At 43.5% G+C, this 25,601-nt stretch carries 28 protein-coding genes; 23 read left to right on the top strand and 5 right to left on the bottom strand.

Features of this window, described 5'->3' with window-relative positions; genetic code table 11:
* Together BUA78_RS09890 and BUA78_RS09885 are read right to left on the bottom strand one after the other, a co-directional pair.
* Nucleotides 1-203: transposase (locus BUA78_RS09890; RefSeq protein WP_476580463.1), on the bottom strand; the 203-nt coding region annotated here is incomplete at its 3' end.
* A gap of 214 nt (nt 204-417) precedes the next feature.
* Nucleotides 418-660, bottom strand: coding sequence for a hypothetical protein (locus BUA78_RS09885; protein ID WP_072913863.1), 243 nt, complete (start codon nt 658-660; stop codon nt 418-420).
* 184 nt (nt 661-844) lie between these two features.
* Here BUA78_RS09885 and BUA78_RS09880 point away from each other — a divergent pair, with 184 nt between their 5' ends.
* From BUA78_RS09880 to BUA78_RS09870, 3 genes are read left to right on the top strand one after another with little or no spacing between them, the layout of a single operon-like run.
* Nucleotides 845-1,822: an acyl-CoA dehydratase activase-related protein gene (locus BUA78_RS09880; protein WP_072913861.1), complete on the top strand. Its 978-nt coding sequence runs from the start codon at nt 845-847 to the stop codon at nt 1,820-1,822.
* Nucleotides 1,819-2,919 carry a CoA protein activase gene (locus BUA78_RS09875; RefSeq protein WP_072913858.1) on the top strand — a complete coding sequence of 367 codons (1,101 nt, stop codon included), beginning with the start codon at nt 1,819-1,821 and terminating at the stop codon, nt 2,917-2,919. The genes BUA78_RS09880 and BUA78_RS09875 overlap by 4 nt, the downstream gene beginning before the upstream one ends.
* The gene (locus BUA78_RS09870; RefSeq protein WP_072913855.1) at nt 2,919-3,896 is read left to right on the top strand and encodes an acyl-CoA dehydratase activase; all 978 of its coding nucleotides are present in this window, start codon (nt 2,919-2,921) and stop codon (nt 3,894-3,896) included. The genes BUA78_RS09875 and BUA78_RS09870 overlap by 1 nt, the downstream gene beginning before the upstream one ends.
* A 77-nt stretch (nt 3,897-3,973) precedes the next feature.
* On the opposite strand, the gene BUA78_RS09865 is transcribed toward BUA78_RS09870, so the two are convergent.
* A complete protein-coding gene (locus BUA78_RS09865; RefSeq protein ID WP_072913853.1) occupies nt 3,974-4,477 on the bottom strand; it encodes a DUF2935 domain-containing protein in 504 nt (167 codons plus the stop codon).
* Between the two features lie 149 nt (nt 4,478-4,626).
* Between BUA78_RS09865 and BUA78_RS09860 the strand changes: the two genes are divergently transcribed.
* The 13 genes from BUA78_RS09860 to scpB all read left to right on the top strand — a co-directional run bounded on the left by BUA78_RS09860 (nt 4,627) and on the right by scpB (nt 17,733).
* A complete protein-coding gene (locus BUA78_RS09860) occupies nt 4,627-6,780 on the top strand; it encodes a Tex family protein (protein ID WP_072913891.1) in 2,154 nt (717 codons plus the stop codon).
* Between the two features lie 164 nt (nt 6,781-6,944).
* Complete coding sequence (locus tag BUA78_RS09855; RefSeq protein ID WP_072913851.1) at nt 6,945-7,223, top strand: hypothetical protein; 279 nt, start codon at nt 6,945-6,947, stop codon at nt 7,221-7,223.
* Between the two features lie 51 nt (nt 7,224-7,274).
* Nucleotides 7,275-8,165, top strand: coding sequence for a DMT family transporter (locus tag BUA78_RS09850; protein WP_072913849.1), 891 nt, complete (start codon nt 7,275-7,277; stop codon nt 8,163-8,165).
* An 86-nt stretch (nt 8,166-8,251) separates the two neighbouring features.
* Entirely contained in the window at nt 8,252-8,419 is a 168-nt protein-coding gene (locus BUA78_RS09845; RefSeq protein WP_072913846.1) for a spore protein P, read from the top strand.
* Between the two features lie 195 nt (nt 8,420-8,614).
* Nucleotides 8,615-9,955 (top strand): diaminopimelate decarboxylase, encoded by a 1,341-nt coding sequence (gene lysA / locus BUA78_RS09840; RefSeq protein WP_072913844.1) that lies wholly within the window; start codon nt 8,615-8,617, stop codon nt 9,953-9,955.
* A gap of 715 nt (nt 9,956-10,670) precedes the next feature.
* Nucleotides 10,671-11,189, top strand: coding sequence for a hypothetical protein (locus BUA78_RS09835; protein WP_139257317.1), 519 nt, complete (start codon nt 10,671-10,673; stop codon nt 11,187-11,189).
* Complete coding sequence (locus BUA78_RS09830) at nt 11,182-11,622, top strand: hypothetical protein (RefSeq protein ID WP_072913840.1); 441 nt, start codon at nt 11,182-11,184, stop codon at nt 11,620-11,622. Before BUA78_RS09835 ends, BUA78_RS09830 begins: the two co-directional genes overlap by 8 nt.
* Complete coding sequence (locus BUA78_RS09825) at nt 11,623-11,844, top strand: hypothetical protein (RefSeq protein WP_072913838.1); 222 nt, start codon at nt 11,623-11,625, stop codon at nt 11,842-11,844. It abuts the gene before it with no gap.
* Between the two features lie 228 nt (nt 11,845-12,072).
* Nucleotides 12,073-14,793, top strand: a complete 2,721-nt coding sequence (locus BUA78_RS09820) for a CBS domain-containing protein (RefSeq protein ID WP_072913836.1) — start codon at nt 12,073-12,075, stop codon at nt 14,791-14,793.
* Entirely contained in the window at nt 14,793-15,410 is a 618-nt protein-coding gene (locus BUA78_RS09815; protein WP_072913834.1) for a site-2 protease family protein, read from the top strand. Before BUA78_RS09820 ends, BUA78_RS09815 begins: the two co-directional genes overlap by 1 nt.
* A gap of 18 nt (nt 15,411-15,428) precedes the next feature.
* Nucleotides 15,429-16,418, top strand: coding sequence for a tryptophan--tRNA ligase (gene trpS, locus BUA78_RS09810; protein ID WP_072913832.1), 990 nt, complete (start codon nt 15,429-15,431; stop codon nt 16,416-16,418).
* Between the two features lie 8 nt (nt 16,419-16,426).
* A complete protein-coding gene (locus BUA78_RS09805; RefSeq protein WP_072913830.1) occupies nt 16,427-17,182 on the top strand; it encodes a segregation and condensation protein A in 756 nt (251 codons plus the stop codon).
* Nucleotides 17,183-17,184: 2 nt separating this feature from the next.
* Entirely contained in the window at nt 17,185-17,733 is a 549-nt protein-coding gene (scpB, locus tag BUA78_RS09800) for an SMC-Scp complex subunit ScpB (RefSeq protein ID WP_072913829.1), read from the top strand.
* A gap of 120 nt (nt 17,734-17,853) precedes the next feature.
* Here scpB and BUA78_RS09795 read toward each other — a convergent pair whose 3' ends face one another.
* On the bottom strand, nt 17,854-18,399 hold the full coding sequence (locus BUA78_RS09795; RefSeq protein WP_072913827.1) for a hypothetical protein: 546 nt from the start codon (nt 18,397-18,399) through the stop codon (nt 17,854-17,856).
* A 511-nt stretch (nt 18,400-18,910) separates the two neighbouring features.
* On the bottom strand, nt 18,911-19,114 hold the full coding sequence (locus BUA78_RS09790; protein WP_072913826.1) for a hypothetical protein: 204 nt from the start codon (nt 19,112-19,114) through the stop codon (nt 18,911-18,913).
* 127 nt (nt 19,115-19,241) lie between these two features.
* On the opposite strand from BUA78_RS09790, the gene BUA78_RS09785 reads away from it, so the two are divergent.
* The 7 genes from BUA78_RS09785 to BUA78_RS09755 all read left to right on the top strand — a co-directional run bounded on the left by BUA78_RS09785 (nt 19,242) and on the right by BUA78_RS09755 (nt 25,530).
* The gene (locus BUA78_RS09785) at nt 19,242-20,120 is read left to right on the top strand and encodes a Gmad2 immunoglobulin-like domain-containing protein (RefSeq protein ID WP_072913824.1); all 879 of its coding nucleotides are present in this window, start codon (nt 19,242-19,244) and stop codon (nt 20,118-20,120) included.
* A gap of 313 nt (nt 20,121-20,433) precedes the next feature.
* Nucleotides 20,434-20,943 carry a DUF2953 domain-containing protein gene (locus BUA78_RS09780; RefSeq protein ID WP_238456787.1) on the top strand — a complete coding sequence of 170 codons (510 nt, stop codon included), beginning with the start codon at nt 20,434-20,436 and terminating at the stop codon, nt 20,941-20,943.
* A gap of 80 nt (nt 20,944-21,023) precedes the next feature.
* Nucleotides 21,024-21,455: a GerW family sporulation protein gene (gene ytfJ / locus BUA78_RS09775; RefSeq protein ID WP_072913823.1), complete on the top strand. Its 432-nt coding sequence runs from the start codon at nt 21,024-21,026 to the stop codon at nt 21,453-21,455.
* A 119-nt stretch (nt 21,456-21,574) separates the two neighbouring features.
* Entirely contained in the window at nt 21,575-23,308 is a 1,734-nt protein-coding gene (locus tag BUA78_RS09770) for an ATP-binding protein (RefSeq protein ID WP_072913821.1), read from the top strand.
* 51 nt (nt 23,309-23,359) lie between these two features.
* Nucleotides 23,360-23,947: a nucleoside recognition domain-containing protein gene (locus BUA78_RS09765; protein WP_072913820.1), complete on the top strand. Its 588-nt coding sequence runs from the start codon at nt 23,360-23,362 to the stop codon at nt 23,945-23,947.
* Nucleotides 23,948-23,954: 7 nt separating this feature from the next.
* Nucleotides 23,955-24,485 carry a spore maturation protein gene (locus BUA78_RS09760; RefSeq protein ID WP_072913818.1) on the top strand — a complete coding sequence of 177 codons (531 nt, stop codon included), beginning with the start codon at nt 23,955-23,957 and terminating at the stop codon, nt 24,483-24,485.
* Between the two features lie 61 nt (nt 24,486-24,546).
* Nucleotides 24,547-25,530, top strand: coding sequence for a pseudouridine synthase (locus tag BUA78_RS09755; protein WP_084082369.1), 984 nt, complete (start codon nt 24,547-24,549; stop codon nt 25,528-25,530).
* The last annotated feature ends 71 nt before the right edge of the window (nt 25,531-25,601 follow it).

Here is a 25,601-nt window from a genome sequence, read left to right as displayed (position 1 = left end):
CCAATCAGAATCATCTTGAATAATACAACAGGATCAATAGAGGGGCGACCATTATCAGAACAATAATAAGGCTGCACTTTTTCTCTAATAAACGAAAAATCTATGTACTTATCTATCCTTCGTAGTAAATGGTTTTGAGGAACTAATTCTTCAATACAAACAAATTCAAAACTGCTTTGAGTCTTGTCATTTGAGGTTAGTATTTTTACCACCTACAATCTTGCATTTTCTTCCATTATACCATAAAAACAGCCCTAAACCTTTGATTTTCATGGTTTAGGACTACTTATCTTTAAATATCTACTATCATTGGCTTTCTCAACAGCCTGCAGCAAGGCCAGGACATCCCTGGCCTTGCTTTTTTGGCATATCGGAAAGTATAAAACTTTCCGATATGCATAAGGGCAAACTAAAAATTTAATCTCTCGGTATAAACCCAATGGGCTTTCTTTCCTGTTTAATAGGTTTCAGGCTGCCTAAAATATAAACCTCTTCCTGTTTAGCTTCATTAAAATACATACTGACAAAGAAGTGTCCCTCACCGAGCAATTTATTCGCTTGCTCTATCCCGATAACTTTTTTTAATTCCGTAACATTTTCACCGCCACCACCGACAGAAATACCTCCCATGCTTCCGGAAGAACAAGTGCTGCAACTCATAAACCAACCCCCTAATACAGTATCTGTTTTTAAAAGTGATATATTCTCAATTCATTATACCAAGATTTCTCTAAAATAGCATAGATAATGAAAAATTTGCCCATACTAGCTGTGGGTGTGCAGTTTAACTTTCGGATGATAAAAAATCTAGTAATGGAAGTTTTTCTTTAGAGGAGGAGATAACGTGCCGATTCGGGTAGGTATTCCGAGGGCGTTGCTTTATTACTATTACTTTCCCCTGTGGCAAGATTTTTTACAACGATTAGGGGCGGAAGTTGTTGTTTCCGATCTAACCACCAAGGGTATTCTCACCCGTGGTGTAGAGCATTGTGTAGATGAAGCTTGTTTGCCGATTAAACTTGCCTTTGGTCATGTGAAAAATTTAGTGGATAAAAAAGTAGATGCTATTTTTTTACCCAGGATGGTCAGTGTGGCTCAAGGAGAATATATTTGTCCTAAGTTTTTGGGTTTTCCCGATATGGTAAAACAAAATGTACCGGGTCTGCCAACGGTAATCGATACTGCTATTAATGTCAGGAAGAAGCAGCAGGACATTCACCGGTTTACCCGTGAGGTAGGGGTTCACTTTAATAAAGGGGCAGTAAAATCCTGGCTTGCTTATCAACGCTCCTTGCCTATCCATATCAGGTATACCAAGCTATTGGAGCAGGGTCACCTACCGGATGAAGCCGTGGCCGTTTTGGCTGGCAAAAAGCCTAAAGCTTTAGCAGAAACCGACCTCAAAGTGGCAGTGATTGGTCACCCCTATAATATTTATGATCCCTTTATCAGTATGAACCTAATTAGCCGCTTAAGAAAGTCAGGAGTCAAAGTGATTACTGCAGATAATCTGACCGAACAGATGGTTAGCCAGGGAGTTAAGAGATTACCGAAAAAACTTTTTTGGACACTGTCCAGAAGAATGACCGGCGGTGCTCTTACTCTTCATGATACAAATGCTGTGGATGGTATCATTCATGTGGCTGCCTTTGCCTGTGGGCCGGATTCAATGACCGGAGAGTTAATTGAAAGGTTTATTCGGCGAGACAGGAAAGTTCCTTTCATGAACATAAATCTGGATGAACATACCGGAGAGGCCGGAGTAGTAACTCGTTTGGAAGCCTTTCTAGATATGGTTCGCTGGAGGAGGCAAGCAGTATGAAGGTAACCTTCCCGCACATGGGCTATATGTATGTATCTCTGAAAGGAATGCTGGAGTACCTGGGAATTGATGTGGTAGTGCCACCTCCCTGCAGTAAGAGAACATTAAACCTTGGAGTTAAACACTCACCAGAATTCGCTTGCTTACCCCTTAAACTGAACATTGGTAATTTTATCGAAGCAAGGGAACTGGGGGCAGATACCATTATGATGGCCGGTGGTTGTGGACCTTGCCGATTTGGTTACTATGCCTATGTGGAAAATGAGATTCTCAAGGATTTAAAGATTGATTACAATCTGGTGGTAATGGAGCCACCGGAGAAGCACATTGGTGAGCTGCTGGGACGCATTCGCAAGATCACAGGTAACCGTCCCTGGCTGCAAGTGATTAAAGCTTTACGCTTTGGCTTTTTAAAAGCCAAGGCGGTGGATGAAATAGAAAATTTATCTTACCAAATTCGTCCCAGGGAGTTGGTGAAAGGTACCACAGACCGGGCCTTAGAAAAATCTATTGATCTGGTTAATGAGGCAGCAACTCCTACGGCCTTAACCCGAGCTCTGGCGCAGGCTAAAGAGGTTATGGCTGCCGTCCCGGCAGATCGGGGACGTCCGGCTCTTAAAGTAGCCTTAATTGGAGAAATTTACACCTTGTTGGAGCCCTACTCTAATGTAAATATTGAACGGCACCTAGGCTATCTTGGTGTAGAAGTGGAGCGGGCCATGATGTTAAGCCAATGGATTAACGATCATTTGTTTATGGGGGTGGTTCGTAACCTTCCCAGTAGCGATCGTTTCAAAAAAGTAGCCTCTCCCTATTTAAATCATTTTGTGGGAGGCCATGGTGAGGAGACTGTGGGATCAGCAGTTTGGTATGCCCAGCAGGGCTTTGCCGGGGCGATCCAAGTACTTCCCTTTACCTGTATGCCGGAAATTGTAGCGCAAAGCATCTTACCGAAGGTAAGCGAAAACACCGGTATGCCGATCATGACCTTAATCATGGATGAACATTCCGGGGAAGCCGGCTTGATCACTCGCCTGGAGGCCTTTATAGACCTACTGCAGAGAAAACATGAACAGAAGGAGGCTCTAACTTCCTAGTGAAAGGATACCTTGGCATTGATGTTGGGTCAGTAAGTACCAATATTGTTTTTATGGATGAAGATACCCATGTATTGGAAAGTTTGTATCTGCGCACCAATGGCCAGCCTGTGGTCACGGTGCAGCGTGGCTTAAAACAAATGCGGTCGCAGCTGCCCGCTAATACCCTGGTCAAAGGTGTGGGTACTACCGGCAGTGGACGACAGCTAACGGGTATTGTGGCAGGTGCCGATGCCATCAAGAATGAAATTACTGCCCACGCAGTGGCAGCCTCTCACCTAGTACCGGGGGTGCAAACTGTTTTGGAAATTGGCGGACAAGACAGTAAAATTATTATTCTGCGTGATGGAGTGGTAGCGGATTTTGCCATGAATACAGTTTGTGCTGCTGGAACAGGTAGCTTTTTGGATCAGCAGGCGAGCCGTCTGAACATTGCTATAGAGGAATTTGGGGATCTTGCTTTAAAAGGCAATGCACCAGTTCGTATTGCCGGTCGCTGTGCAGTTTTTGCCGAATCAGATATGATTCATAAACAACAAATGGGTTTTAACCTGGAGGATATTTTAGCCGGTTTGTGTGAAGCCTTGGTACGCAATTATCTCAATAACGTTGGTAAAGGCAAAGAGATTCTAGGACCAGTGGTTTTTCAAGGTGGTGTGGCAGCCAATGTAGGGATGAGAAAAGCCTTTGAAAGAGCCCTGGGGATAGAAGTGCAAATACCGAAATATTTTAATGTTATGGGTGCTGTAGGAGCTGCTTTACTGGCAAAGGAAGCTGTGTCCAGGGGAGTACCTACTCGGTTTAAGGGCTTTAGTGTGGCAGATAGGGAATACAAAGCAGGCTCCTTTGAGTGTGACGGATGCCCTAACCTTTGCGAAGTTATTGAAATGGCTGAGTCAGGACAAGTGATTGCACGCTGGGGCGATCGTTGCGGTAAATGGGCCACGGCTCTGGCAGCAAGGGAAGCAGCTATCTGAGCATAAGAGGTTAAAAGAAAAAAGAAAGAATTTTACCAAGTAAAATGCCCGCCTGCCAAGACGGGCATTTTATTCTATTAATAGCTATTCCCGAGCATACCAGGGGTCATGTTAGGCTGCATACCCGGTTGCTGGGTGCCAGCTTGAAAAATCTGTTGACACAAGGTAGTTACCAGTCTATACATATATTGCTGTTCATGAAGAATATGGCTTACCAGCGTTTGCCAGACCGGCTGGTTTTGGCCGATGCGCATAAGCTGCTGCAGAATATCAATAAACTCCTGGTCATATTGCAAAAACTGCTGCATTAAGCGGCCGGTTTCCTGGGCTAAGGGGTAGTTATACATCATATTATTACCGTGATTCCCTGCCATATTTAATAATCGTTGCGCTTCCTGGTTGAGGGCGGTAAAGCACTGCTGCATCCTGTTTAGGCCGGCGACCAGGGTAGAAGGTATGGTTAAATTCAGACACTTGGCTACGTTTTGCAGAAACGAGGGGTGTTGACTACTAATTTCAGTCCAAAAAGTCAATTCCCTTAAACCACACTCAATGTTACTTAAATAGGTAAAACAAAACATAGAGATCCCTCCCATTATTTTTTCTAATACACATTATGGAAAAAAACCTTTTTGGTTCCTCTACTGGAGGAGGCTGGTACTAACACGTCGAAAATATTCTATAAACCATATAGATAGGGGAATTAAGATTGACACAACAGGACAACCAGATTATCCAACAAATTACCCGGGAACTAGGACTTAGAGAACGGCAGGTTCTGACAACTGCCAAGTTATTAGATGAAGGAAACACCATCCCCTTTATTGCCCGTTACCGGAAAGAAATGACCGGTGAATTGGATGAAGTACAAATTCGTAAGATTTCCGAAAGAGTAACTTCCTTGCGGAATCTAGCCAAACGGAAGGAAGAAGTCATCCATTCCATCGAGGAACAGGGGAAATTAACGGAGGAATTAAGGGAAAAAATTCTCTCTGCAGAAACCATTACGGCGGTAGAAGACTTATATCAACCCTATCGGCCCAAGCGTAAGACCAGGGCCAGTGTAGCCCGGGAGAAGGGACTGGAGCCGTTGGCACAGTGGTTGTTTAAGGCTCCCTATGGCAGCCAAGCTTTGCAAGAGGCCAGTAGTTATGTAAATCCAGAGAAGGGTGTTAATACCCCCGAGGAAGCTTTACAGGGAGCCATGGATATAGTTGCGGAAATGGTTTCAGATGACCCGGATACCCGTGGCTGGGTAAGGCAATTTACCTATAACCGGGGTGAGTTAAGAACCGGAGTGAAAAATCAGGAAGCGGACCAACGGGGCGTTTACCGGATGTATTATGACCATCGGGAGGTTGTTAAGTTAGCACCACCGCATCGAATTCTTGCCATTAACCGGGGTGAAAAAGAAGATATTCTGAAAGTAAACATTGAGGCTGCGGAAGAAACCATTCTCGAACATCTTAACAAAAAATGGATTTCACCCCGTTGCGGAGTTCCCGATATTTTACAGGACGCCATCAAAGACGGCTATCGCAGGCTATTGGCACCGACGGTGGAAAGAGATATTCGTAATCAACTTACCGAGACAGCAGAAGAACAGGCTATTAAGGTCTTTTCCCAAAACTTACGGCAGCTCCTCCTGCAGCCCCCAGTGAAGGATAAGATGGTTCTGGGGTTAGATCCAGCCTATCGTACCGGCTGTAAATGGGCGGTGGTGGATATCACCGGTAAGCTTTTGGAAGTGGGAGTTATTTATCCCACCCCCCCAGTGAACAAGGTAGCAGAGGCCCAGCGAGTGGTAGAACGGCTGGTTCACCAATACAATATTGATATCATTACCATTGGTAATGGCACTGCCTCCCGGGAAACCGAACAATTTGTCGCCAATGTTATCAAAGAACAAGGCTGGCAACAGGTAAAATATATTATTGTCAACGAGGCCGGAGCCAGTGTTTACTCGGCATCCGAATTGGCTGCCAAGGAATTTCCAGGACTGGATGTGGCTCAGCGCAGTGCTGCTTCCATTGCCAGGAGAATGCAAGATCCTTTGGCAGAACTGGTTAAAATTGAACCCAGATCCATTGGTGTAGGGCAATACCAGCACGATGTGGCTGCTAAGAGACTGGAAGAAAGTTTAACCGGGGTGGTAGAGTCGGCGGTGAATCTGGTGGGAGTGGATTTAAACACTGCATCGCCTGCTTTGTTGTCTTATGTTTCCGGTATTAATGGCACCGTGGCTAATAATATTGTGCAGTACAGGGAACAAAACGGCAAATTTAGCGAGCGGTCACAACTTAAGAAGGTACCGCGCTTAGGCCCCAAGGCATTTGAGCAAAGTGTGGGTTTTTTACGCATCTTAGAGGGCACCAACCCGCTAGATAAAACAGGTATTCATCCAGAGTCGTATCCCGCAGTCAAACAATTGTTAAATGAAATTGGCTGCGCCGAAGGTGATATTGGGAGCACCAAAATGAAAGAGAGACTTAACGAAATTAAGCCGGAAGAAATGGCTGTTAAGCTCAATGTCGGTATTCCCACTTTGAAAGATATTATTGACGGGCTCTTGCGACCTGGCAGAGACCCCAGGGAAGATTTGCCGGCCCCCTTATTCCGTACGGATATATTAAAGATTGAAGACTTACAACCGGGTATCGAACTAAAAGGCACTGTGCGGAATGTTGTGGATTTTGGAGTATTTGTTGATATTGGCTTGAAGAATGACGGTATGGTTCATCGTTCAGAGCTAAGTGACCGCCGTTTCCGTCATCCGCTGGATGTTGTTTCCGTAGGAGATGTGGTACAGGTGCGGGTTCTTTCCGTAGACTTAGAAAGACAAAGGGTTGCACTTAGTATGAAGGATTTGAAGGAACAGAATTAGTTTATACTTTCGTCAAAAGAAATTTTATACTCCTGAAAGTGAGAAAACAAAATAAATCGTCCCGCCTTTTTCTGAAAATATTTAACTATCAGCGAAAATTATGTATAATATAATCATTAGCTGAGAAGAGTTATAAATCTCCTTAGAGGGGTAGGGACGAAGCCATGGTAGTGGACCGCCAGGAATTGTGGTGGAGAATTGAAAGGGCTATGCTTTCTATGCAGGCCTTAGGATATAGCGCTGACCAAATCGAAAAAGTTTTATGGGATGTGTTTCAACAACGTCCCCAGGGTAGTTATACTAATGAAGAGTTACTTCCCCTGGTGCATAACTTAGAAAAACGAGTGACCCAGGCTAAAAAATGGATTCTTTACTTAAATAGCGGGACATGTGGTTTAGGCTCCCTGCCTACAAATGCAAAGACACCTTCCTGCACTGTGTAGGAAGGTGTCTTTAATCACATGATTAATTTGGGAAAATGGGGAAATTTGTAGATGGATAAATTAAAAGGGGCATTTTATTTATCTTTAGCTGCCGGAATCTGGGGCGGCATGTATGTGGTAAGTAAGTATGTCTTGGACTATGTACCACCCTTAACCTTGGTGGTTTTTAGATTTATCGTTGCAGTGGCAGTATTGGGGGCCATTTTTAAAGTGAAAGAATACCCGGCGGTAGCCAGGGCAGACCTCAAGCTTATGGCTTGGCTCGGGTTCATTGGTTATACGGTGTCCATCAGTGCCCAATTTGCAGGGACCTGGTTGTCCTCGGCCCATATGGGAGCCGTTATCACCTCTGCTTCTCCGGCTTTTATCGTCTTGTTTGGGATACTTTTATTAAAAGAAAAAATAACCTTAGCTAAATTGCTCTCTTTGTTAGTAGCTTCCGCAGGTGTGGCTGTGGTGATTGGTATTGGCTCAGGAGATTTGACTCAAGGTAGTTTGCTGGGTAATTTATTCTTGGTGTTGGCAGCGGTGAGTTGGGCCCTGTATTCGGTGCTCGGTAAAATTGCCACCCAAAAATATTCCTCACTAACTGTTACTCTCTATGCTGCTATCTTTGGCGTTATTTTTACCCTTCCCTTAGCACTCTGGGAAATAACCAGATTACCTGTCACTCCCTTTGCCAATCACCTTGTTTGGGTAGGCATTCTTTACCTGGGGGTAGTTTCAACTGCCGGAGCTTTTTATTTCTGGAATAAAGGTTTTGAATTAATGGATGCTTCCTCGGCGGCAGTTTTTTTCTTTGTACAACCCGTTCTTGGTTCTATCTTGGGTTGGCTCGTTCTCCATGAGGTGCTGGAGAATAACTTTTTCATTGGCGGTGCTATGATCCTGATCGGTGTGGCCATTACCTCCTTCACTCCTGATAAACATAAAGAACGTTAAAATACCATTTATTGCCGGTTGAAGAGCTATTCGGAGTAGTATATAATTAATTGTCTAATGGATTAAAATTGGGAGGGGTGCTTTGTATGTCAGACAACAGAGTTCGCGATTATGTATTGTCTCCCGCAGAACTGGAAGAGGTCTGGGCCAAATACGGAAAGCCAGGTGAGGTTGCCCCGGGAACCAAGGCGACCAAAAAGCGGAACTCCAGACGGACCCAAGATCATGTAGAAGCCAGTGAAAAAACCGAATAAAATTAGACTGCCGTCCATCAGGCGGCAGTTATTATTTTTTTTAGGGTCAAGTATACAGCATTCTAATAAGCTGTATACTTGACCTTATTTTTTCTCAGACAATAATTTTCACAGCAATTTACCAATATAAGGAAGACGGTGAGCTGTGACAGTTTTAACCATAGGGGGCGTATAATAGTTTGGGAGGAGTAATATATGAATTTACAGGGTACCATCAAAGTGAATGAAAAGAATCACCTGGAAATAGGCAGTTGTGATACAGTTGAGTTAGCCAGTAAATTTGGCACCCCTCTTTATGTTATTGATGAAACACTTTTCAGACAGAACTGCCGTGCTTATTATCAAGCTTTTACAAAAGAATATGGTGCGGAAGTGATTTATGCTAGCAAAACTCTAATCAATTTAGCCATTTGCACGATGGTTGAACAGGAAGGACTGAGTTTGGATGTGGTTTCCGGTGGTGAACTATATACCGCAGCCAAGGCTCGTTTCCCCATGCAGCGGGTTTATTTTCACGGTAATAACAAATCCCGCGAGGAACTCCGTTTAGCCCTGGAATATCGGGTTGGCCGTATGGTGGTGGATAATCTTCATGAATTAACGTTATTAAACGCCCTTGCCGGAGAAATGAATGTGAAAGCCCACATCATGCTCCGTTTAAGTCCCGGTGTTGAAGCTCACACCCATGAGTATATTAAAACCGGTCAAATTGATTCTAAATTTGGTTTCGTTATTGAAAACGGCATGGCTATGGAAGCCGTAAAAAGCTGTCTGCAACTGGACAATATTGTCCTGAAAGGTTTCCATTGTCATATTGGTTCCCAAATATTTGAGCTGGAATCCTATGTCCATGCAGCCGATGTGATGATGAATTTTGTTCAGGAAGCATACCGGCAGACTGGGGTTTTGGTTAAAGAACTTAACTTAGGCGGCGGTTTTGGTATTTATTATTTTCAAGGTGATCAACCCCGCTCTATCAAAGAATATGCGGATATCTTACTAGCCGCAGTTAAGGACAAAGCGGCAGAATACAATGTACCGGTACCAAAAGTAATGGTAGAACCGGGACGTTCTATTGCAGGTCCCGCTGGAATCACTCTCTACACGGTAGGTTCTATCAAAGATATCCCCGACATTCGAAAATATGTTTCCGTGGATGGGGGAATGGTAGATAATCCCCGCCCGGCACTCTACAAATCGAAGTACGAAGCCTGCGTGGCCAATCGTATGCGGGGAGAATTGATAGAAAAGGTGTCTATCGCGGGCAAGTGCTGTGAATCCGGGGATATGCTGATTTGGGATATTGAGCTGCCGGTAGTAAAAACCGGAGATATTGTGGCAGTGTTCAGCACAGGGGCCTATAACTATTCTATGTCCATGAATTACAATCGGTTACCACGTCCGGCCATGGTGTTAGTACAAGAAGGCAAGGCCGATTTGATTGTGCGGCGGGAAGACTATGCTGATTTACTTCGTCATGATCTGCTTCCTGAGCGTTTACGCAGCTCAGTGGTAAGGTTAGCTACGTCGGTTTAATTGTCCCGGGCTTGTCATTATTAAAGATAAACAATGACAACCACAAAATTTCCTATTTAGCTGTAAATAGTAGTCCCAGGCACCCCTAGCGGGTGCTTTTGTTTTTGAAGGGTTTATATTTATCAACCTTAAAGGTCTAAACATAACTTCTTCAACATATAAAAACTTTTGTCGAAAAAAGAAGAAATTATTTTGAAACCAAATCACATCCTAATTTATCTAGATTTCAAAGAGGTGATTCTCTAAGTTATCTATATTTTAAATTAGCAATTGCAAAACAACAGAATATTGTCGAAATATTTGGGATAATTTATGTTGAAAAATTCTGAGTGTAAGATATTGCTTAGTCAGGTTAAATAAAAATCAATAACATGGTCATAAAACGACATGTTTGTAAGTCTTCGATGATATGCCTGATAAAAAAGGAAGTGTTTTCGGTTTATTCAACTAAGTATCAACAGCCAAAATCTAAATTTCAGATTACAAGATACTATGTTAAAAAGGAAATAGACGAAAACGGAGAAGAGTGGACACTCATTACTACGAGATGTAGTGTACTTTTAAAGCCTAGGAACTCGCTAAAAAAATCACCTGAGGCAATTACACAAATTATATTATCTAGAAGAAAACAAGAAAGAAGAGTAGTTTATATGCCAAAATATGTTACTGAATAATGGTGAAATAAGGTTAAATCAAAACTCCAATCATGGTATTGTTGATTGTACTATTAGTAGCAGCTAACACGGTTGCTTTTGCTAATAGTGATGTAGTGAATTTAGATGTAGATGTAAATGAACAAATGAAAAATGATTCATTAAGCGTTAATTTGAAAGAGGTTAACATTGATGAAGACTCTACTGTATTAGAAGGAAGTATTGAATCCCAAGACTCAGCCCAAGCTGCAGTACCATTTGTATGTGCTGTTAAAGCAAACCATAGTATAACAAAAGGTAGTAATGTTTATTCTGCATCTATTACAACAAATATATCAGTCCAAGAGCTTAATATATCTGCGGATTTACAATATGGTTCTCCGACAGGAGGCTCTTGGATTACAGAAGTAAGGAATGAAACTGTTCGAGGTTCAGGATATCAAAGATCTACACCAAGTTATATAAAAGCAGCATCTTGGGGGTACTGGCGTTGTAAAGCCACCGGGTCATATTATAGTCCAAATGTAACACCTTCTGCAAATTCTACAACTGATTATTCTAATAGTACTTACTTTGAATAATAACTTGCTAATTCTAGGTTTGGACCTACTGATTTTTCAGTTAGGTCCAAACACTTATGAAAAATACATACTTAGAAAACATATAGAAAAGGTAATGTTTGTATGTAATAATTATTCTTGGGAAAACTACTCCGGAAAAGAAGGCATGGAATTTTTTTCGAAAGATATGCAAAGAATATTATATTTAAATGACATTAAATATAATATTCAGTATATAAAAGAAAACAAGGTTATATCAAAAGGTTATATAGATAGGATTAATGACATTAAAACAGATGGAAAAAAAGCTCAAATATCTTTGGTGAGTAGGCGCATAATTACCGATATTAAATCAACAGCCGATTTCAAAACATTGATGGTTATTTCTTTATATAAAGAAAATAACAAATGGATTATAGATAATATTATTTTTAGTAAGAAAGAAGTTTTATAGATGGAAAATAATTATGATTGGGAAAAAGTATTACAGATTGCATCGAATTTAAATAATGAAGATTTTTACATTTTTAAGTTAAGAATGGGTTTTATTAACAATAAGGCCCATTCTATAAAAGAAATTGCTTTATTATTAAATATGCCTCCCGATGAGTTATCTAAAGAATTAAGAAGAATTGAAAAGTACGTTCTTTCTGAGTATCACAAAATTTATAAATAATCAGTTTGATAATGCCCCTCGTTGTCAAGACATGAATTTTGAAAGCTGTCTCATGCATTAATAATTCAAGCAGGAGGCAGCTTTTTGTTGACCTCAACAAAATGGTCGTCAATATCGAAACCGCTTTTGTCATGGTGCTTTTGTTTTTACCCGCGCTTTTCTAAAATAAATATTATATGCTATACTGAGAGTATTTAACATAAGTTTCCTTGTTGGGGGTGCAAAAGGTTGGAGATTATTACCACACACGTAAATACAGACCTGGATGGCTTGGCTTCCATGGTGGCAGCCCAAAAGCTATATCCAGGGGCCGAACTGATTTTTCCAGGAAAATTGTCCCGCAATGTAGAAGAATTTTTAGCCCTGCACAAGGACACTTTGAAAAACGTTCGCATGATTAAGGACATTAACATTCATAAAGTAAAACGGCTGATTATGGTAGATACCAAAAGCCCTGGACGGGTATCAAAATTAAAGGAACTTTTTGATCGTCCCGAGGTGGAAGTACATATCTATGACCACCATCCCCGAGCAGAAGGGGATGTTTGTGGCAAAGTGGAAGTGGTGGAACCCATGGGGGCTGCCACCACCCTATTAATTGAAAAAATTCGAGCTAAGGGATTGGAAATTACACCACTGGAAGCTACCATTATGATGTTGGGGATCTATGAAGATACCGGGTGTTTAGTTTTTACCAGCACCACCCCCAGAGACATTCGTGCAGCCGCCTTCCTGTTGGAGCAGGGTGCCAGTCTGGCAGTGGTAGCGGACTTCCTGGGCCGTCCCTTAACCCAGGATCAAAAAGCTCTGTTGAAGAAACTTTTGGTTACCGCAGAACACCACCAGATTAACGGAACCAAAGTTCTCATAGCTCGGGGCAGTGTAGATGAATTTGTTGGTGGTTTAGCTTTGCTAACCCATAAATTGTCTGAGATTGAGCGAACCGATGCGGTTTTTGCTGTAGTGGAGATGGAAGACCGAGTACACCTGGTGGGACGCTGTGCCCTTGCGGAGGTTAATTGTAAAGAGATTATGGAACAGTTTGGCGGTGGTGGTCACCCGGCGGCAGCTTCGGCAACCGTTAAAGGTCAAACTGTGGAAGAAGTAGCCGGACGGTTGCTAGAGCTAGTTAATAGTATGATTAGGCCAACCCTGACGGTGCAGGATATTATGTCAAGCCCGGTGAAGATGGTTTTCCCGGAGACCACCATTGAAGAAGCGGGTAAAATTATGCTTCGTTATGGACACACCGGCTTACCGGTAATTAAAGACGGTAAGCTGGTGGGGGTTATTTCCCGGCGGGATGTAGAGAAGGCAACACATCACGGTTTAGGTCATGCACCTGTGAAAGGATATATGACCGTTAACGTGGTCACCGTCAACAAAGATATGAACATCCATGATGTACAAGATTTAATGATCGAAAGAGATATTGGCAGGCTGCCGGTGGTGGAGGGAGACCTAGTCATTGGTATTGTTTCCCGCACCGATGTTTTGCAAACCTTACATGAAGGATTTCAAGGACGTTATTCCACCACCTACACAGACAAAACCAGTACTAAAATCACCAACATTAAACCAGATATGCAACGAGTTCTGCCAGGCCGTATTATGAGTCTTTTAAGTAAAGCCGGTCAAGTGGCAGAGCGGTTGGATTATGAGGTTTATGCTGTGGGTGGTTTGGTACGGGATGTTCTGTTAAAAGTAGAGAATTTAGATGTCGATCTGGTGGTGGAGGGGAATGGCATTGAAATGGCCCATGAACTTTCCAAAGAGATTGGTGGTCGGGTACGGGCCCATGAAAAGTTCGGCACGGCAGAGATCGTTTTTCCCGATGGTTATTGGGTGGATGTAGTTACCGCCAGGGTGGAGTATTATGAATACCCGGCAGCGTTGCCCCAGGTGGAGCAATCGTCCCTAAGACACGATTTATACCGGCGGGACTTTACGATTAATGCCATGGCAGTGGCTTTAAATCCCGGGCGGTTTGGTGAGTTGGTAGATTACTTTAATGGGCGAGAAGATCTGCAAATCGGAGCCATTCGGGTACTACACAACTTAAGCTTTATTGAAGATCCTACCCGTATCCTCAGGGCTGCCCGCTTTGAGCAGCGTTACGACATGGCTATTGAACCCCAAACCCTCCGTCTCATTAAAGAGGCTGTGCGGGAGAAGGTGGTTTCTCGCCTGACCACGGAGCGGATGTGGGGTGAACTAAAAAGTATTTTGGAAGAAGCAGATCCGGAACATATGCTGGATCGTCTCGATGAGTTAGGGGTTTGGGATTCTCTCTTCCCGAAGATTACTTTCTGGGAAGTGCAATATGTAATTAGCGAAATGCCCCAGGCCTTAATGATTCTGCGCAATTGGGGTTGGGCTGAGCCTGCCGAAAAATGGTTACCCTATTTTCTGGGTATTCTTCATTTATCCAATCAGGAAACGGCCTACCAAATTTGCCAGCGCTATAATCTGGGGCGGCGGCAAACGGATAAGGTTTTGGATACCATTGCCAATGGCCGGGTAGCTTTGAAGAGGCTTTCCATCGAGGAGGATGTACCCCTCTCGGAATTAACGAAAATTGTGCAAACTCTGCCCAGGGAAGCGTATCCGTTATTCTTGACCCTGTTGGAAGATAAAAATGCTATCCGTCGTTTTCGTTTGGTCATGGAATCTGTGCACAAAAATAAACCGGTGGTAAATGGTAAAGATATTCGGGAGATGGGTTTCCAACCAGGTCCCATGTATCGGCGAGCCTTAGACGCTGTTTGGCGGGCTCGTCTGGATGGCCTGGTAAACACCCGGGAAGAAGAGATCGAGTATCTACGTTCTTACTTAGAGCACAACAACGCACCGAAGATTCAGCCGAAACAACCAAAACCAGTGGTAAGTCAGGAACATCCCGCTGCCCGGGCTAAACAAGGGAAAAAATCAAAGGGGAAGAAAGTATAATGTTTGGTATTCCTTCTTGGGAAGAAATTCTTTTAAAGGTGTTAATTATAATGCTGGCTTTACCCCTCCATGAGTATGGGCATGCTATGGTGGCTTATAAATTGGGTGATAATACAGCCTATCAGGAAGGAAGACTTACGTTAAACCCACTCAAACACCTAGATCCCTTGGGTACTCTCATGATTTTCTTTGGCCCCATTGGCTGGGCCAAACCAGTTCCCGTGAATCCATTCTATTTTAATAACCGTAAACAGGGGATGATGCTGGTATCCTTGGCTGGGCCGCTGGCTAATTTGTTGTTAGCTTTGTTGGGGGCAGTTTTGCTAGGCATATTTCATACTTCACCAGTTGTCCAGTACCTTTTGTATTACTTTATGGTGATTAATATTTACCTGGCTGTTTTTAATTTGCTGCCACTACCCATGCTAGATGGTTCCAAAATTTTAGCGGGTATTCTTCCCGGCAGTCAAAGTTGGTTATATAATTTAGAGCGCTATGGCTTTCCGATTCTTTTATTATTAGTAATATTTGGCTTATTAACACCAGTCATCACGTTCTTTGCTAATCCCGTTATTCAGGTATTCCACGCAGTGGCAAAGTTCGTATCAATACTATAAACAGAAGGAGTTTTAACAATGGCAACCAAAGGCATAATTTTAAGCGGCATGAGACCTACCGGTCGACTTCACCTGGGCCACCAGAGCGTACTCAATAACTGGGTGCGTTTGCAGGATGAATATAACTGTTTCTTTATGGTCGCGGATTGGCATGCCATTACCACTGGTTGGGAGGAGGCCAAAGAGGTTTATCCCAATACAATAGAAATGGTGGCAGATTGGTTAGCTACAGGCATAGATCCGGAGAAAAGTGTGATTTTTCGTCAATCCAGCGTTCTGGAACACGCAGAATTACATCTCATGTTTTCTATGGTAACCCCCTTGTCCTGGTTGGAGCGGGTGCCTACCTATAAAGACCAAGTTCAAAAACTAGGGGAGATGGGTAAGGATATCAATACCTACGGTTTTCTCGGTTATCCCTTGTTACAGGCGGCAGATATTTTGGTCTATAGAGCCAACGCTGTACCGGTGGGGGAAGACCAACTGCCTCATATTGAATTAACCAGGGAAGTGGCTCGGCGGTTTAACTATCAGTTTAAATCGGTATTTCCCGAACCTCAGGGGATTATTAATAAAGAGGTGGCTGTTTTACCGGGTGTTGACGGAGCCAAAATGAGCAAAAGCTATCATAACTATATTTCCATTGGAGCTAACGCAGAAGAGATTAAAAAGAATGTTAACCAAATGGTCACGGATCCTGCTCGCATTCGTAAGACCGATCCCGGCAACCCACAGGTTTGTGTGGTGCATAAGTTCCACCGTCTCTATAACGCCGATTTGCTGGAAGGTATTGAAACCGAGTGCAAGGCCGGTTCCATCGGCTGTGTAGCCTGCAAGAAACAATTAGCCAGTTCCCTAGAAGACCAGTTAAGCCCCATTCGGGAACGTCGGGAACAAATATTGACTAAAAAAGGCTACATTGATGAAATTCTCAGGGCTGGGGACGAAAAGGCCCGTGCAGCGGCAAGACAGACTATGGAAGAAGTGAGAGCGGCGATATTTGGGTAGGTGAAACCATGTCCTATGCAGTAAAACTATCCGCCTTCGAAGGTCCCCTGGACCTGTTGTTGCACTTAATTGACAAAGACCAAATTAACATCTACGATATTCCAATTGCGGAGATTACAGCGCAATATCTGGTTTATATTGAAGATATGCAAAATCTTGATATGGATGTAGCTAGTGAGTTTTTAGTCATGGCAGCCACCTTGGTTTCCATTAAGGCCAGGATGTTGTTGCCCCGTACGCCTAAGGGTCAGGGAGATGCAGAGGAAGAAGGCCCGGACCCCCGGGAAGAATTGGTACAGCGGTTGTTAGAATATAGGAAGTTTAAAGAGGTAGCATCCTATTTAAAAACCCAGGAGAGACAGGCTGGTAAGGTGTACACCAGAAACAATTCTTTGGAGTTATACCAGCACTTGTTTTCCCCCAGGGACCCCCTGAGAGGGGTTACATTGGATCTCCTGTTGGCGTCCTTGCAGCAGGTACTAAAAAAGGCGGGGGCTGGCCTGACAATTCCCGGAGAAATTACCCGGGAAGAAATTCAGGTACCGGAAAAGATGAGACAACTACTAACCCTGCTAGTGCTCCACCCTCGTGGTATGAGTTTCAGCAGGATGTTTTCCGAAGATACCACTCGTTCAGAAATGATTGTTACCTTTTTAGCCGTGTTAGAACTGCTAAAATCGGGTCAAATTTCTGTGGAGCAAAGGAACCCCTTTAGTGATATTGTCATCTCCCGTCGTACTCAGGAGTTAACTGAGGAGGCATAGTATTGGTGGTTTTATTTAAAGACCAAACCAAGGCAGCTTTGGAAACACTTTTGTTTGTGGCCAGTGAACCACTCACTGTACAAGCCTTGGCGCGTATTGTGGAAGTTGATTTAGAAGATACCAAAGAATTACTACAGGAGTTAGCCGAGGAATATGAAGCTAGACCCGGGGGGCTAAAGCTGCTAGAAACTGCCGAAACCTGGCAAATGTCTACCAAGCCGGAATATGCTCCCTATGTGGAGCGACTGTATCGTAAAAGCGGCACTGGACTATCCCGGGCGGCTGTTGAAACGTTGGCGATTATTGCTTATCGACAGCCGATCACTAAAACTGAGCTGGAACTAATCCGAGGTGTTAAGGTAGATTCACCCATCAGTACCTTACAGGAAAGAAATTTGATTGAGGAGAAGGGCAGACGGGAGGGACCGGGGCGCCCGGTTCTCTATGGAACTACTTTGGATTTTTTAAAACATTTTGGCTTAAAGGATCTTACAGAGCTCCCTCCGCTGGAGGAATTTCTGGTAGAAGAACTGGAGTTTATAGAAGAATAAAAAGCAAGGGGACAGGGATTATGTTTCTAAAACAAGGTCCCTGTCCCCTTGTTCATACACTCCTGCAGACAAAGCTGTCGGCACGTTTTTAAATTTTTTGCTTCTTTAACAACAATGGCTCTATTTTCGTATGCTAAAGATTTTTGAAATACTGATATTGCCGTTTTCATCTACGCCGATTGCTATTTCGTGTAAAATTTCGGGGGTTCTGTTTATTTGAACGTCGAATACGATTGAGGCTTCAAGAAACGAATCTTCCTCAAATTCATAGCTGTAAGTTTTCCCCGCCTCCCAACTGTTGTTCTCACTTTCCGCACCGAAAGGATGGACACTCATGCCGCCGCCATCACCCATCTTTATACGACCGCCGACCCAGATAGAAAAAGAGTATTCGGGAGGAAGCCCTTTTGGTACTGTAAAACTTAATATGCCTTTTTCATTGTCAAATTCGACGGAATCTGCAAAATCTTTTATTAAATCTTCCGGTATTGGCTGTACCAGATTATCCGGTACGGATGCTCCCGATTGCGCCTGTTCAACAACTCCCGTCGTCGAGGGTAGAGGCGTCGTTTGGCCGCTCGGCGCGGTGCTGTTTGAACAAGCCGCGAGGGTCAACATCCCAAACACCATGACGAGCGTGCGTATTCTTGTTTTCGTGAGTTTCATTTTCAATCCTCTCAACTATATATCCTAAATTTGCACTTAATTAATCCCAAACACCAGAAAGCCTTATGATTACTGGAATTAAGACAAATTAGTCAAAAAGTTGAAATGGAAAAAGGATTTCTGACCTCTGATCACAGATTGGTTTAGTACGCACAAACCCATTAATAACCAGAGGAGGGAATCTTAATATTATGGTATCATTTCCTCGGCTAAATTCAACCTAGTAATATGTCAATTTCAAAGGTTACTTTACAAACGAACCACTTATTGCCTATGGCCGGTTTATCATTATTCAAAATCTTTCGATTTTGAAACAAAATCCCTGTCCCGCAGTTTTGGGAGGTGACCGAATGGATAAGTTATTATTTCATCCCAATCTAGATATCCCTCTTTGGGATTTTTGCCAAGTTTTGATGGTTCAATTATATAAGGAATGCAATTAGTAAAAATTCGCTTGCGCCAACTAAAAAAGAAGTGTTGCAAAATTTTTTTGCGACACTTCTTTTTTAGTTTACTTTTCTTCCACCTTGGCGAGGGGAACCCCGCAGGACGGGCAGCAATACTCCCCAGGCTGGGTAGGAATTTCCAGGGAATGGCCGCACTTTTTACATTGGATAGGGTAGCTGGCAGACATCGACCGGATAGCCAACAGGAGCATAACGAAGGCACCGACTAAACCAAGCAGTAATAGAAAAATGCCAAGGATAGTTATCATAGGCAATCGCAACCTTTGTTAATAGTTTCTATTAATTTTACCACAAGAATAGATAATTTGACGAATAGTGCATATTTCCCCAAAAATTGCTAACAATAGTAACTAAAAACACTTGGAGGGAACTTTTATGCGTAAGTTAACTGGGCTTTTGTGTTTGGGTCTGGCAGTACTACTCTTAGTTTCTTTCGGCTGTACAGCAGCCAAGAAACCGGAGCCGGAACCGAAGCCTCAAACCATTGTGGTACCGGATGTTTCCAGTATAACCTTTGAGACTATCGATTTTGATAAGGCACCGGAAATTGTGCAAAGCTTAGCTAAGACTTTAAAGGACAGTCACTTTGCTACCTGGACTACGGTGGATAATCGTAACTACGTGGTGGTAAGCCAGAGAAATCTACCCGTTGGCAGAGGTATCCAAGTTGCCGAGATTGAACGACGGATACCAGCCAATGATTTTGACTGGGTTAATGTGAAACTACGATATTTGGCGGCGGCAGCTAACCTTCCCACAGAGAAAAAGGTTGATACAGAAAAGCCTTTGGTGGTGGCCTTTACCATTGATCGCCCTGTTAAGGCCCTTGGCTTTGAGATTGAAAAAGAAAAAGCCCCTGCCCCGATCACGGCACCCGTAACCCCTGCAAAACCGGCACCCCCTCAGGGAGGCACTAGCCAACCGGCAGAGAAAGGTTTAAAGCTGGATAGCCCTAAACCGGGTCAGCAGGTAAAAGGGCCGCTACAGGTATCCGGTACCGCCAATGGAATTGAAGGAACAGTAAGGGTTCGCCTAAAGGATGCCACTGGTTCAACCCTAGCGGAGAAACCCGTGTCGATACAAAATGGTAAATTTAACACTACCGTTAGCTTTAGTTCACCAGTAAAAGAGGAAAAGGCCTCTGTTGAAGCTTTTGTTGTTGGTGAAGGCGGCGTAGAAAAGGACATGATTTCGGTACCGGTGACTCTACTACCCAGTTCCAGCACTGAGCCAGAAACTGTCGGAGCACCGTAGGTAACCTTGGGTTGTAGGTTAGGGGTCAAACTATTGGCCTTTGAGCCTTTAGCTCTTTGAGTATTGATGTTGAAGAGGTAGGCCCGATACTTGGGCTAAGGGCCAATGGCTAACCCCTAAGAAGTGCCCCAAGAAAGGAGTTGACCAAAGTCTGTTAACAATTATTACACTGACATCTATCGTGTTGTTACTGGCTTTGGTCTTCTGTTCTTGGCTTAAGATTCATTTTAAATATTTACGTTCTCAGGATGACGACACGATCAGTCTAGAATTTTTTTTCTGGGGATTTATCAATTATAAGATAGAGGTTCCGGTGCTTGTCCTGGAGCAAAAACTTACCCAAATATCACTAACCACTCGAACAGAGTTGGAAACAGGTGGAGATAGTTCCCAAGAATTGATGGGACGTTCGAGTAAATTTAGTATTGATAGTATTCAGGATGCTCTGCGGATGATTGAAGAGTGGTGGCCCTATCTAAAAAGAATTAGAACCCATATAAATAACTTTTTACGGCATTTACGACTGGAACGATTTGTTTGGCGAACTGGCATTGGCACTTCCGATGCAGCAGCTACAGGGCTTTTAACTGGCATCGCCTGGGCATTCATGGGTGGTGCTACCTCGTTTTTTTATCGAAAAATTGCCTCTGGCTGGTCGCCACCGGAACTTAGGGTGGAACCTAACTTTAAAAAAGAAGGCTTTACGACCTATTTAGATTGCATATTTAAAATTCGAGTTGGTCATATTATGGTTACAGGTTTCAAGTTATTGTTAGAAAAACCTGGCTTGCGCCAAGTCTTTAGACGCCAGTGGAAGCTTTAGTTTTTCTTGTACTTTCATCAATAGAAATTTTATAATTGCTGAAAGTGAAAAAAAGGCATTTAGACGGGGGGTGAATTACCTTGGCAGAGCATCCAATAGAAGGTTTAATGAAAACTGCCATGGAGAGTATCAAGGAAATGGTTGATGTAAATACAGTAGTGGGTGATCCCGTAGAAACCCCTGATGGCAGTGTAATTATTCCTATTTCCCGGGTGGCATGTGGTTTTGCTGCCGGCGGTGGGGAGTATGGTATGGGTGGTAGTAAAGATGGTGAGTCCTCTAACGGGCCCTTTGGTGGTGGCAGTGGTGCAGGTGTTTCGGTGCAACCTATGGGCTTTTTAGTAGTTGGCAATGGACAAATACGTCTGCTACCAGTGGATGACAACCATGCTTTGTATGATCGATTGATTGATGCAGCACCTCAGATGTTGAATCAGATCCAAAGCATGTTTAACCGATGTGGTCATAATTCAGCGACTACGGAAACTCCAGGAACACAACCAATTGTGTAGAGGTAAAAAGTGGGGAAACCCACTTTTTTTGTTACCAAAAAAGGGATAACTGGTGTGTTTGTCGAAGCAACTTGAAATTCCAAGTTATGTAAGAATAATTTGGTAATGGAGGTTTTCCCGTGATCGATAGATTAATCTCAATCCCTCGTTTAAACCAACCACTTTTGTTTCATAAGTGGGAAAAATTTGTTAATGGTGAACCCATTAATGAAGATAGCGTTTTTGTAGAAACCATGAGGGGATGGCAACGATCGAAAGAGTATGGTATTGCCCCCCATAAATTGTCATTTAATATACTATCAGAGTCGGAGCTAGCGGGTAGAAGAGCTAGGATTCAGGAGCTATTTACTCTCTATGAGCCTCACTTGGAGACGATTAAAAAGACCGTATGTACTCACAGTTCCTCCTATTACATTTTATTGGCAGACCATGAAGGCTATGTCCTCCATGTAGATAGCGATCAAGACTCTGCTCAAAAGATGCATTTCATACCGGGTACTTGTTTTGCCGAAAGGTTTGTCGGTAATAATGCAATCGGTTCGGTATTAGCCACCGGCGTCCCTCTGACGGTCATTGGTGCGGAACACTATGTACAAGCACTTCAACAATGGACCTCAGTGGGTGCCCCCATATTGGATGGGCAGGGTAATATGCTCGCTGTGATCCAGGTTAGTGTTCCTTGTGGTATGGAAGGTCCCTACACTTTCAGCATCACTGTGGCAGCGGCCAAAGCGGTGGAGGCTAGATATATCCAAAGACAAATGGCCAGTCAACTGCAAGAAATCAGCAATAATTTAAGTCAGCTTATACAGCAACGAGAAATCATTTTTAATGCCATGTCCCAGGGGGTACTTATTATAAATAAAGATTGTGTGGTCACCTTCTTTAATAAAGCAGCTGAAAAAATATGGGATGCCCCGGCCAGTGAGGCAGTAGGTAAGAAATTTCACTGTCTTAGGTCTCCTAAATGTTCCCGTGACGAATCCTTTCTGGTTCGTACTATACGCGAAGAAAGACCCTTCACGAACCTTGAGTGTAACTGTACAAATGGCCATCATGATATCAATCTTTTAGTGAATACCAGCCTTTTTCGGGACGAGAATAATGCTGTAGCAGGAGCTATCGGTATTTATACTGATGTAACCTTAATGCGTCGGCAGGAAGCGCGGATACGAGAACAGGAAAAATTAGCGGTAATTGGCCAGATGGCCGCGGGAGTGGCACACGAAATTCGCAACCCCCTTACCTCGGTACGGGGATTTGCCCAACTAATTCGTGAAAGGATGGATTGCAAAAATAGTTCCTTAAAAGAATATATGGAGATTATGATTCAAGAAATTGATCAAGCAGACAGTTTCATTAACAATTTTCTTCAATTAGCCAGACCAAAACCTCCCCAAATGCAGCAGTGTTCTTTGAATGACTTAGTCATTCAGTTTATCCGCATCTTTGAATCACAGGCATTTTTGCGCGGGGTTAAGATAATCACTAAATTGCAAGAGTTACCGCTCATTGTTATTGATATAGGTCAAATTAAACAAGTGTTATTAAACTTATGCCAAAATGCTCTACAAGCCTCTACGGTTTCCGGTACCATCACCATAGTTACAGAATATCTATACAAAGATAAAGAAGCATGCCTACGTGTAATTGATGATGGTCCAGGCATTTCCCAGGAAGATTTAGATAAACTGGGTACGCCCTTTTATACTACCAAGGACACAGGTACGGGTCTTGGGTTGTCTATCTCCTACGCCATTATTGATCGGCATCACGGTCGCATGGAGGTTAAAAGTCGACTGGGAGAAGGTACCTCCTTTTGCATTTACCTGCCGGTGGACATCCAGTTCTAATTGGCCAACCCCCCTCATAATACTGGAGTAAGAGGACAAGGGGGGGATATTTTGGTAAACTATGTTTGGTTATTTATGATGGTTTTTGGTATACTGGTAGCTGGCGCCCAGGGGAACATCGAAGTAGTGACCAAGGCTGCCTTAGATGGGGCACAGGTGGCTGTAAAAACATCCCTCAGCTTGATTGCCATTATTACCTTTTGGCTTGGCATTATGAAATTGGCAGAGGCCGCCGGATTGGTGCAGGCATTGGCTAAACTGGTAAGGCCGGTTACCGCCTTTTTGTTTCCCAGTGTTCCCAAAGAGCACCCAGCTATGGGAGCTATCGTGATGAATCTTAGTGCCAATATTCTTGGCCTTGGTAATGCAGCCACACCAATGGGTTTGATTGCTATGCAGGAATTACAAAAGTTAAATAAACAATCAGATACAGCTTCTGATGCTATGTGTACTTTTTTGGCTATTAATACCGGCTGTATTACCTTAATACCCACCACCATTATCGGTATCCGTGTGTTGTATGGTAGCCAGAATCCTACCGAAATTGTGGGAACCACCGTATTTGCTACTTGCTGTGGGATGTTGGTAGCTATTTTGGCGGATAGGCTGCTGCGTGGCCTGTACCGGAATAGGTGGTGATGGCACTGTGTATGAATTAATTAACCAGATTTCCCGTTGGGCCATACCGGTGATGCTTTTGGTCATTCCTCTGCTAGCCTTTATAAGAAAGGTACCGGTCTTTGAAACCTTTGTAGAAGGTGCAGAAACCGGTTTTTCTACTGCCATTAAGACCATCCCCTTTCTTACTGCCATGTTGGTGGCAGTCAGCATTTTTCGGGCCTCGGGAGCCATGGAATTGCTGGCTTCCTGGCTGTCCCCGATACTCAGTGTGATTGGTATCCCCGCTGATATTTTACCCCATGCAGTCATGCGACCATTATCCGGCGGAGCTGCCTTAGGGATTGCTACAGAAATAATCAAAACTCACGGGCCAGACAGCTTCATTGGTCGGTTGGCTTCCACCATGCAGGGTAGCAGTGATACTACCTTTTATGTGTTAACGCTTTATTTTGGGTCTGTGGGCATTCGGAAATACCGCTATGCCGTGGCTTCCGGTTTGGCGGCAGATTTTACCACATTAATTGCATCCATAATCATCTGTAATCTCATGTTTTAGTGCCGTTAGGGACGGGAATGATATTGACAGGGACTTGTGACAAATAAGGAGACTTTAATTGATGGAAATAAGGTTACAAAAAGTACTGGCCATGGCTGGTGTAGCTTCTCGGCGACATGCGGAAGAATTAATTAGCGGTGGCAAGGTAAAGGTCAATGGGAAAGTTGTTAAAGAACTGGGAACCAAGGTAGAGGTCTCTCGAGATAAGATAGAGGTGAACGGTAAACCCCTTCCTCCGGTAGAAAGAAAAGTATATTATCTCTTAAATAAGCCTCGCGGTTATGTTACCACCCTGCAAGACGAGCGAGGGCGCAAGACAGTATTGGATTTGCTGGAGGGTGTGCAGGAGAGGGTTTACCCGGTGGGGCGGTTGGATTACGACTCCGAGGGGCTGCTGCTATTAACGAATGATGGCGAGCTTACCCAAGCCCTCACTCACCCCAAGCACAAAGTTAAGAAAACGTATCGTGCCAGGGTGGAGGGGATACCGCAGCCAGGTAAGTTGGAGGAAATGGCCAAAGGATTGCGGCTGGAAGACGGGATGACTGCCCCGGCGGATGTAAAATTGGTGGATATTTTGGATGGTCGGGCTTTGCTGGAAATTTCCATCCATGAAGGGCGCAACCGCCAAGTGAGGCGGATGTGTGAATGTATTGGACAACCCGTACTTAGACTGAGAAGAATCCGCCTTGGCCCGTTGGAATTAGGGGATTTAAAGCCGGGTGATTTTAGACCTCTTAATTTTAATGAATTAACATCCTTAATGGAACTGGTAGGAAGGAAAATAGATCCCGCTGTGGTTCAGGCTACCAGCCGAAGGAAAGGAAATACATTCGCAAAGGTCCCGACAGGTAGAAAGCCCGAAAACGGGAAGTATGAAGGTAGAGGTTTAGAAGGAAGAAAAATCGAAGGAAATAAGGTTGACGGTAAAAAATCAGAGAGTAGGAGTGTCCAGGGGAAAAAGGCCATAGGAAAAAAACCCGAGGCTAGGAAAACGGAAGGTCGAAATAGCAGAAATAAATTTGGCAAAACCAAAACCAGATAATCCAGACAATGTAAAATGATAGGCATAAACATACCTTAGCTATGGCAATATTATAGGGTAAGCCATACAAA

It is taken from the genome of Desulforamulus aeronauticus DSM 10349 (assembly GCF_900142375.1).
Taxonomy (GTDB): domain Bacteria; phylum Bacillota; class Desulfotomaculia; order Desulfotomaculales; family Desulfotomaculaceae; genus Desulfotomaculum; species Desulfotomaculum aeronauticum.
This window is presented reverse-complemented; position numbering and strand designations above follow the sequence as displayed.

What these genes read in the sequence shown, in the direction of transcription:
- BUA78_RS09855 (WP_072913851.1), top strand. Translation starts at nt 6,945, where the DNA reads ATGGTAGTGGACCGCCAGGAATTGTGGTGGAGAATTGAAAGGGCTATG.
- BUA78_RS09885 (WP_072913863.1), bottom strand. Translation starts at nt 660, where the DNA reads ATGAGTTGCAGCACTTGTTCTTCCGGAAGCATGGGAGGTATTTCTGTC.
- BUA78_RS09790 (WP_072913826.1), bottom strand. Translation starts at nt 19,114, where the DNA reads ATGATAACTATCCTTGGCATTTTTCTATTACTGCTTGGTTTAGTCGGT.
- BUA78_RS09785 (WP_072913824.1), top strand. Translation starts at nt 19,242, where the DNA reads ATGCGTAAGTTAACTGGGCTTTTGTGTTTGGGTCTGGCAGTACTACTC.
- BUA78_RS09755 (WP_084082369.1), top strand. Translation starts at nt 24,547, where the DNA reads ATGGAAATAAGGTTACAAAAAGTACTGGCCATGGCTGGTGTAGCTTCT.
- lysA (WP_072913844.1), top strand. Translation starts at nt 8,615, where the DNA reads ATGAATTTACAGGGTACCATCAAAGTGAATGAAAAGAATCACCTGGAA.
- BUA78_RS09865 (WP_072913853.1), bottom strand. Translation starts at nt 4,477, where the DNA reads ATGTTTTGTTTTACCTATTTAAGTAACATTGAGTGTGGTTTAAGGGAA.
- BUA78_RS09815 (WP_072913834.1), top strand. Translation starts at nt 14,793, where the DNA reads ATGTTTGGTATTCCTTCTTGGGAAGAAATTCTTTTAAAGGTGTTAATT.
- BUA78_RS09850 (WP_072913849.1), top strand. Translation starts at nt 7,275, where the DNA reads ATGGATAAATTAAAAGGGGCATTTTATTTATCTTTAGCTGCCGGAATC.
- BUA78_RS09795 (WP_072913827.1), bottom strand. Translation starts at nt 18,399, where the DNA reads ATGAAACTCACGAAAACAAGAATACGCACGCTCGTCATGGTGTTTGGG.
- BUA78_RS09805 (WP_072913830.1), top strand. Translation starts at nt 16,427, where the DNA reads ATGTCCTATGCAGTAAAACTATCCGCCTTCGAAGGTCCCCTGGACCTG.
- BUA78_RS09845 (WP_072913846.1), top strand. Translation starts at nt 8,252, where the DNA reads ATGTCAGACAACAGAGTTCGCGATTATGTATTGTCTCCCGCAGAACTG.
- trpS (WP_072913832.1), top strand. Translation starts at nt 15,429, where the DNA reads ATGGCAACCAAAGGCATAATTTTAAGCGGCATGAGACCTACCGGTCGA.
- BUA78_RS09875 (WP_072913858.1), top strand. Translation starts at nt 1,819, where the DNA reads ATGAAGGTAACCTTCCCGCACATGGGCTATATGTATGTATCTCTGAAA.
- BUA78_RS09825 (WP_072913838.1), top strand. Translation starts at nt 11,623, where the DNA reads ATGGAAAATAATTATGATTGGGAAAAAGTATTACAGATTGCATCGAAT.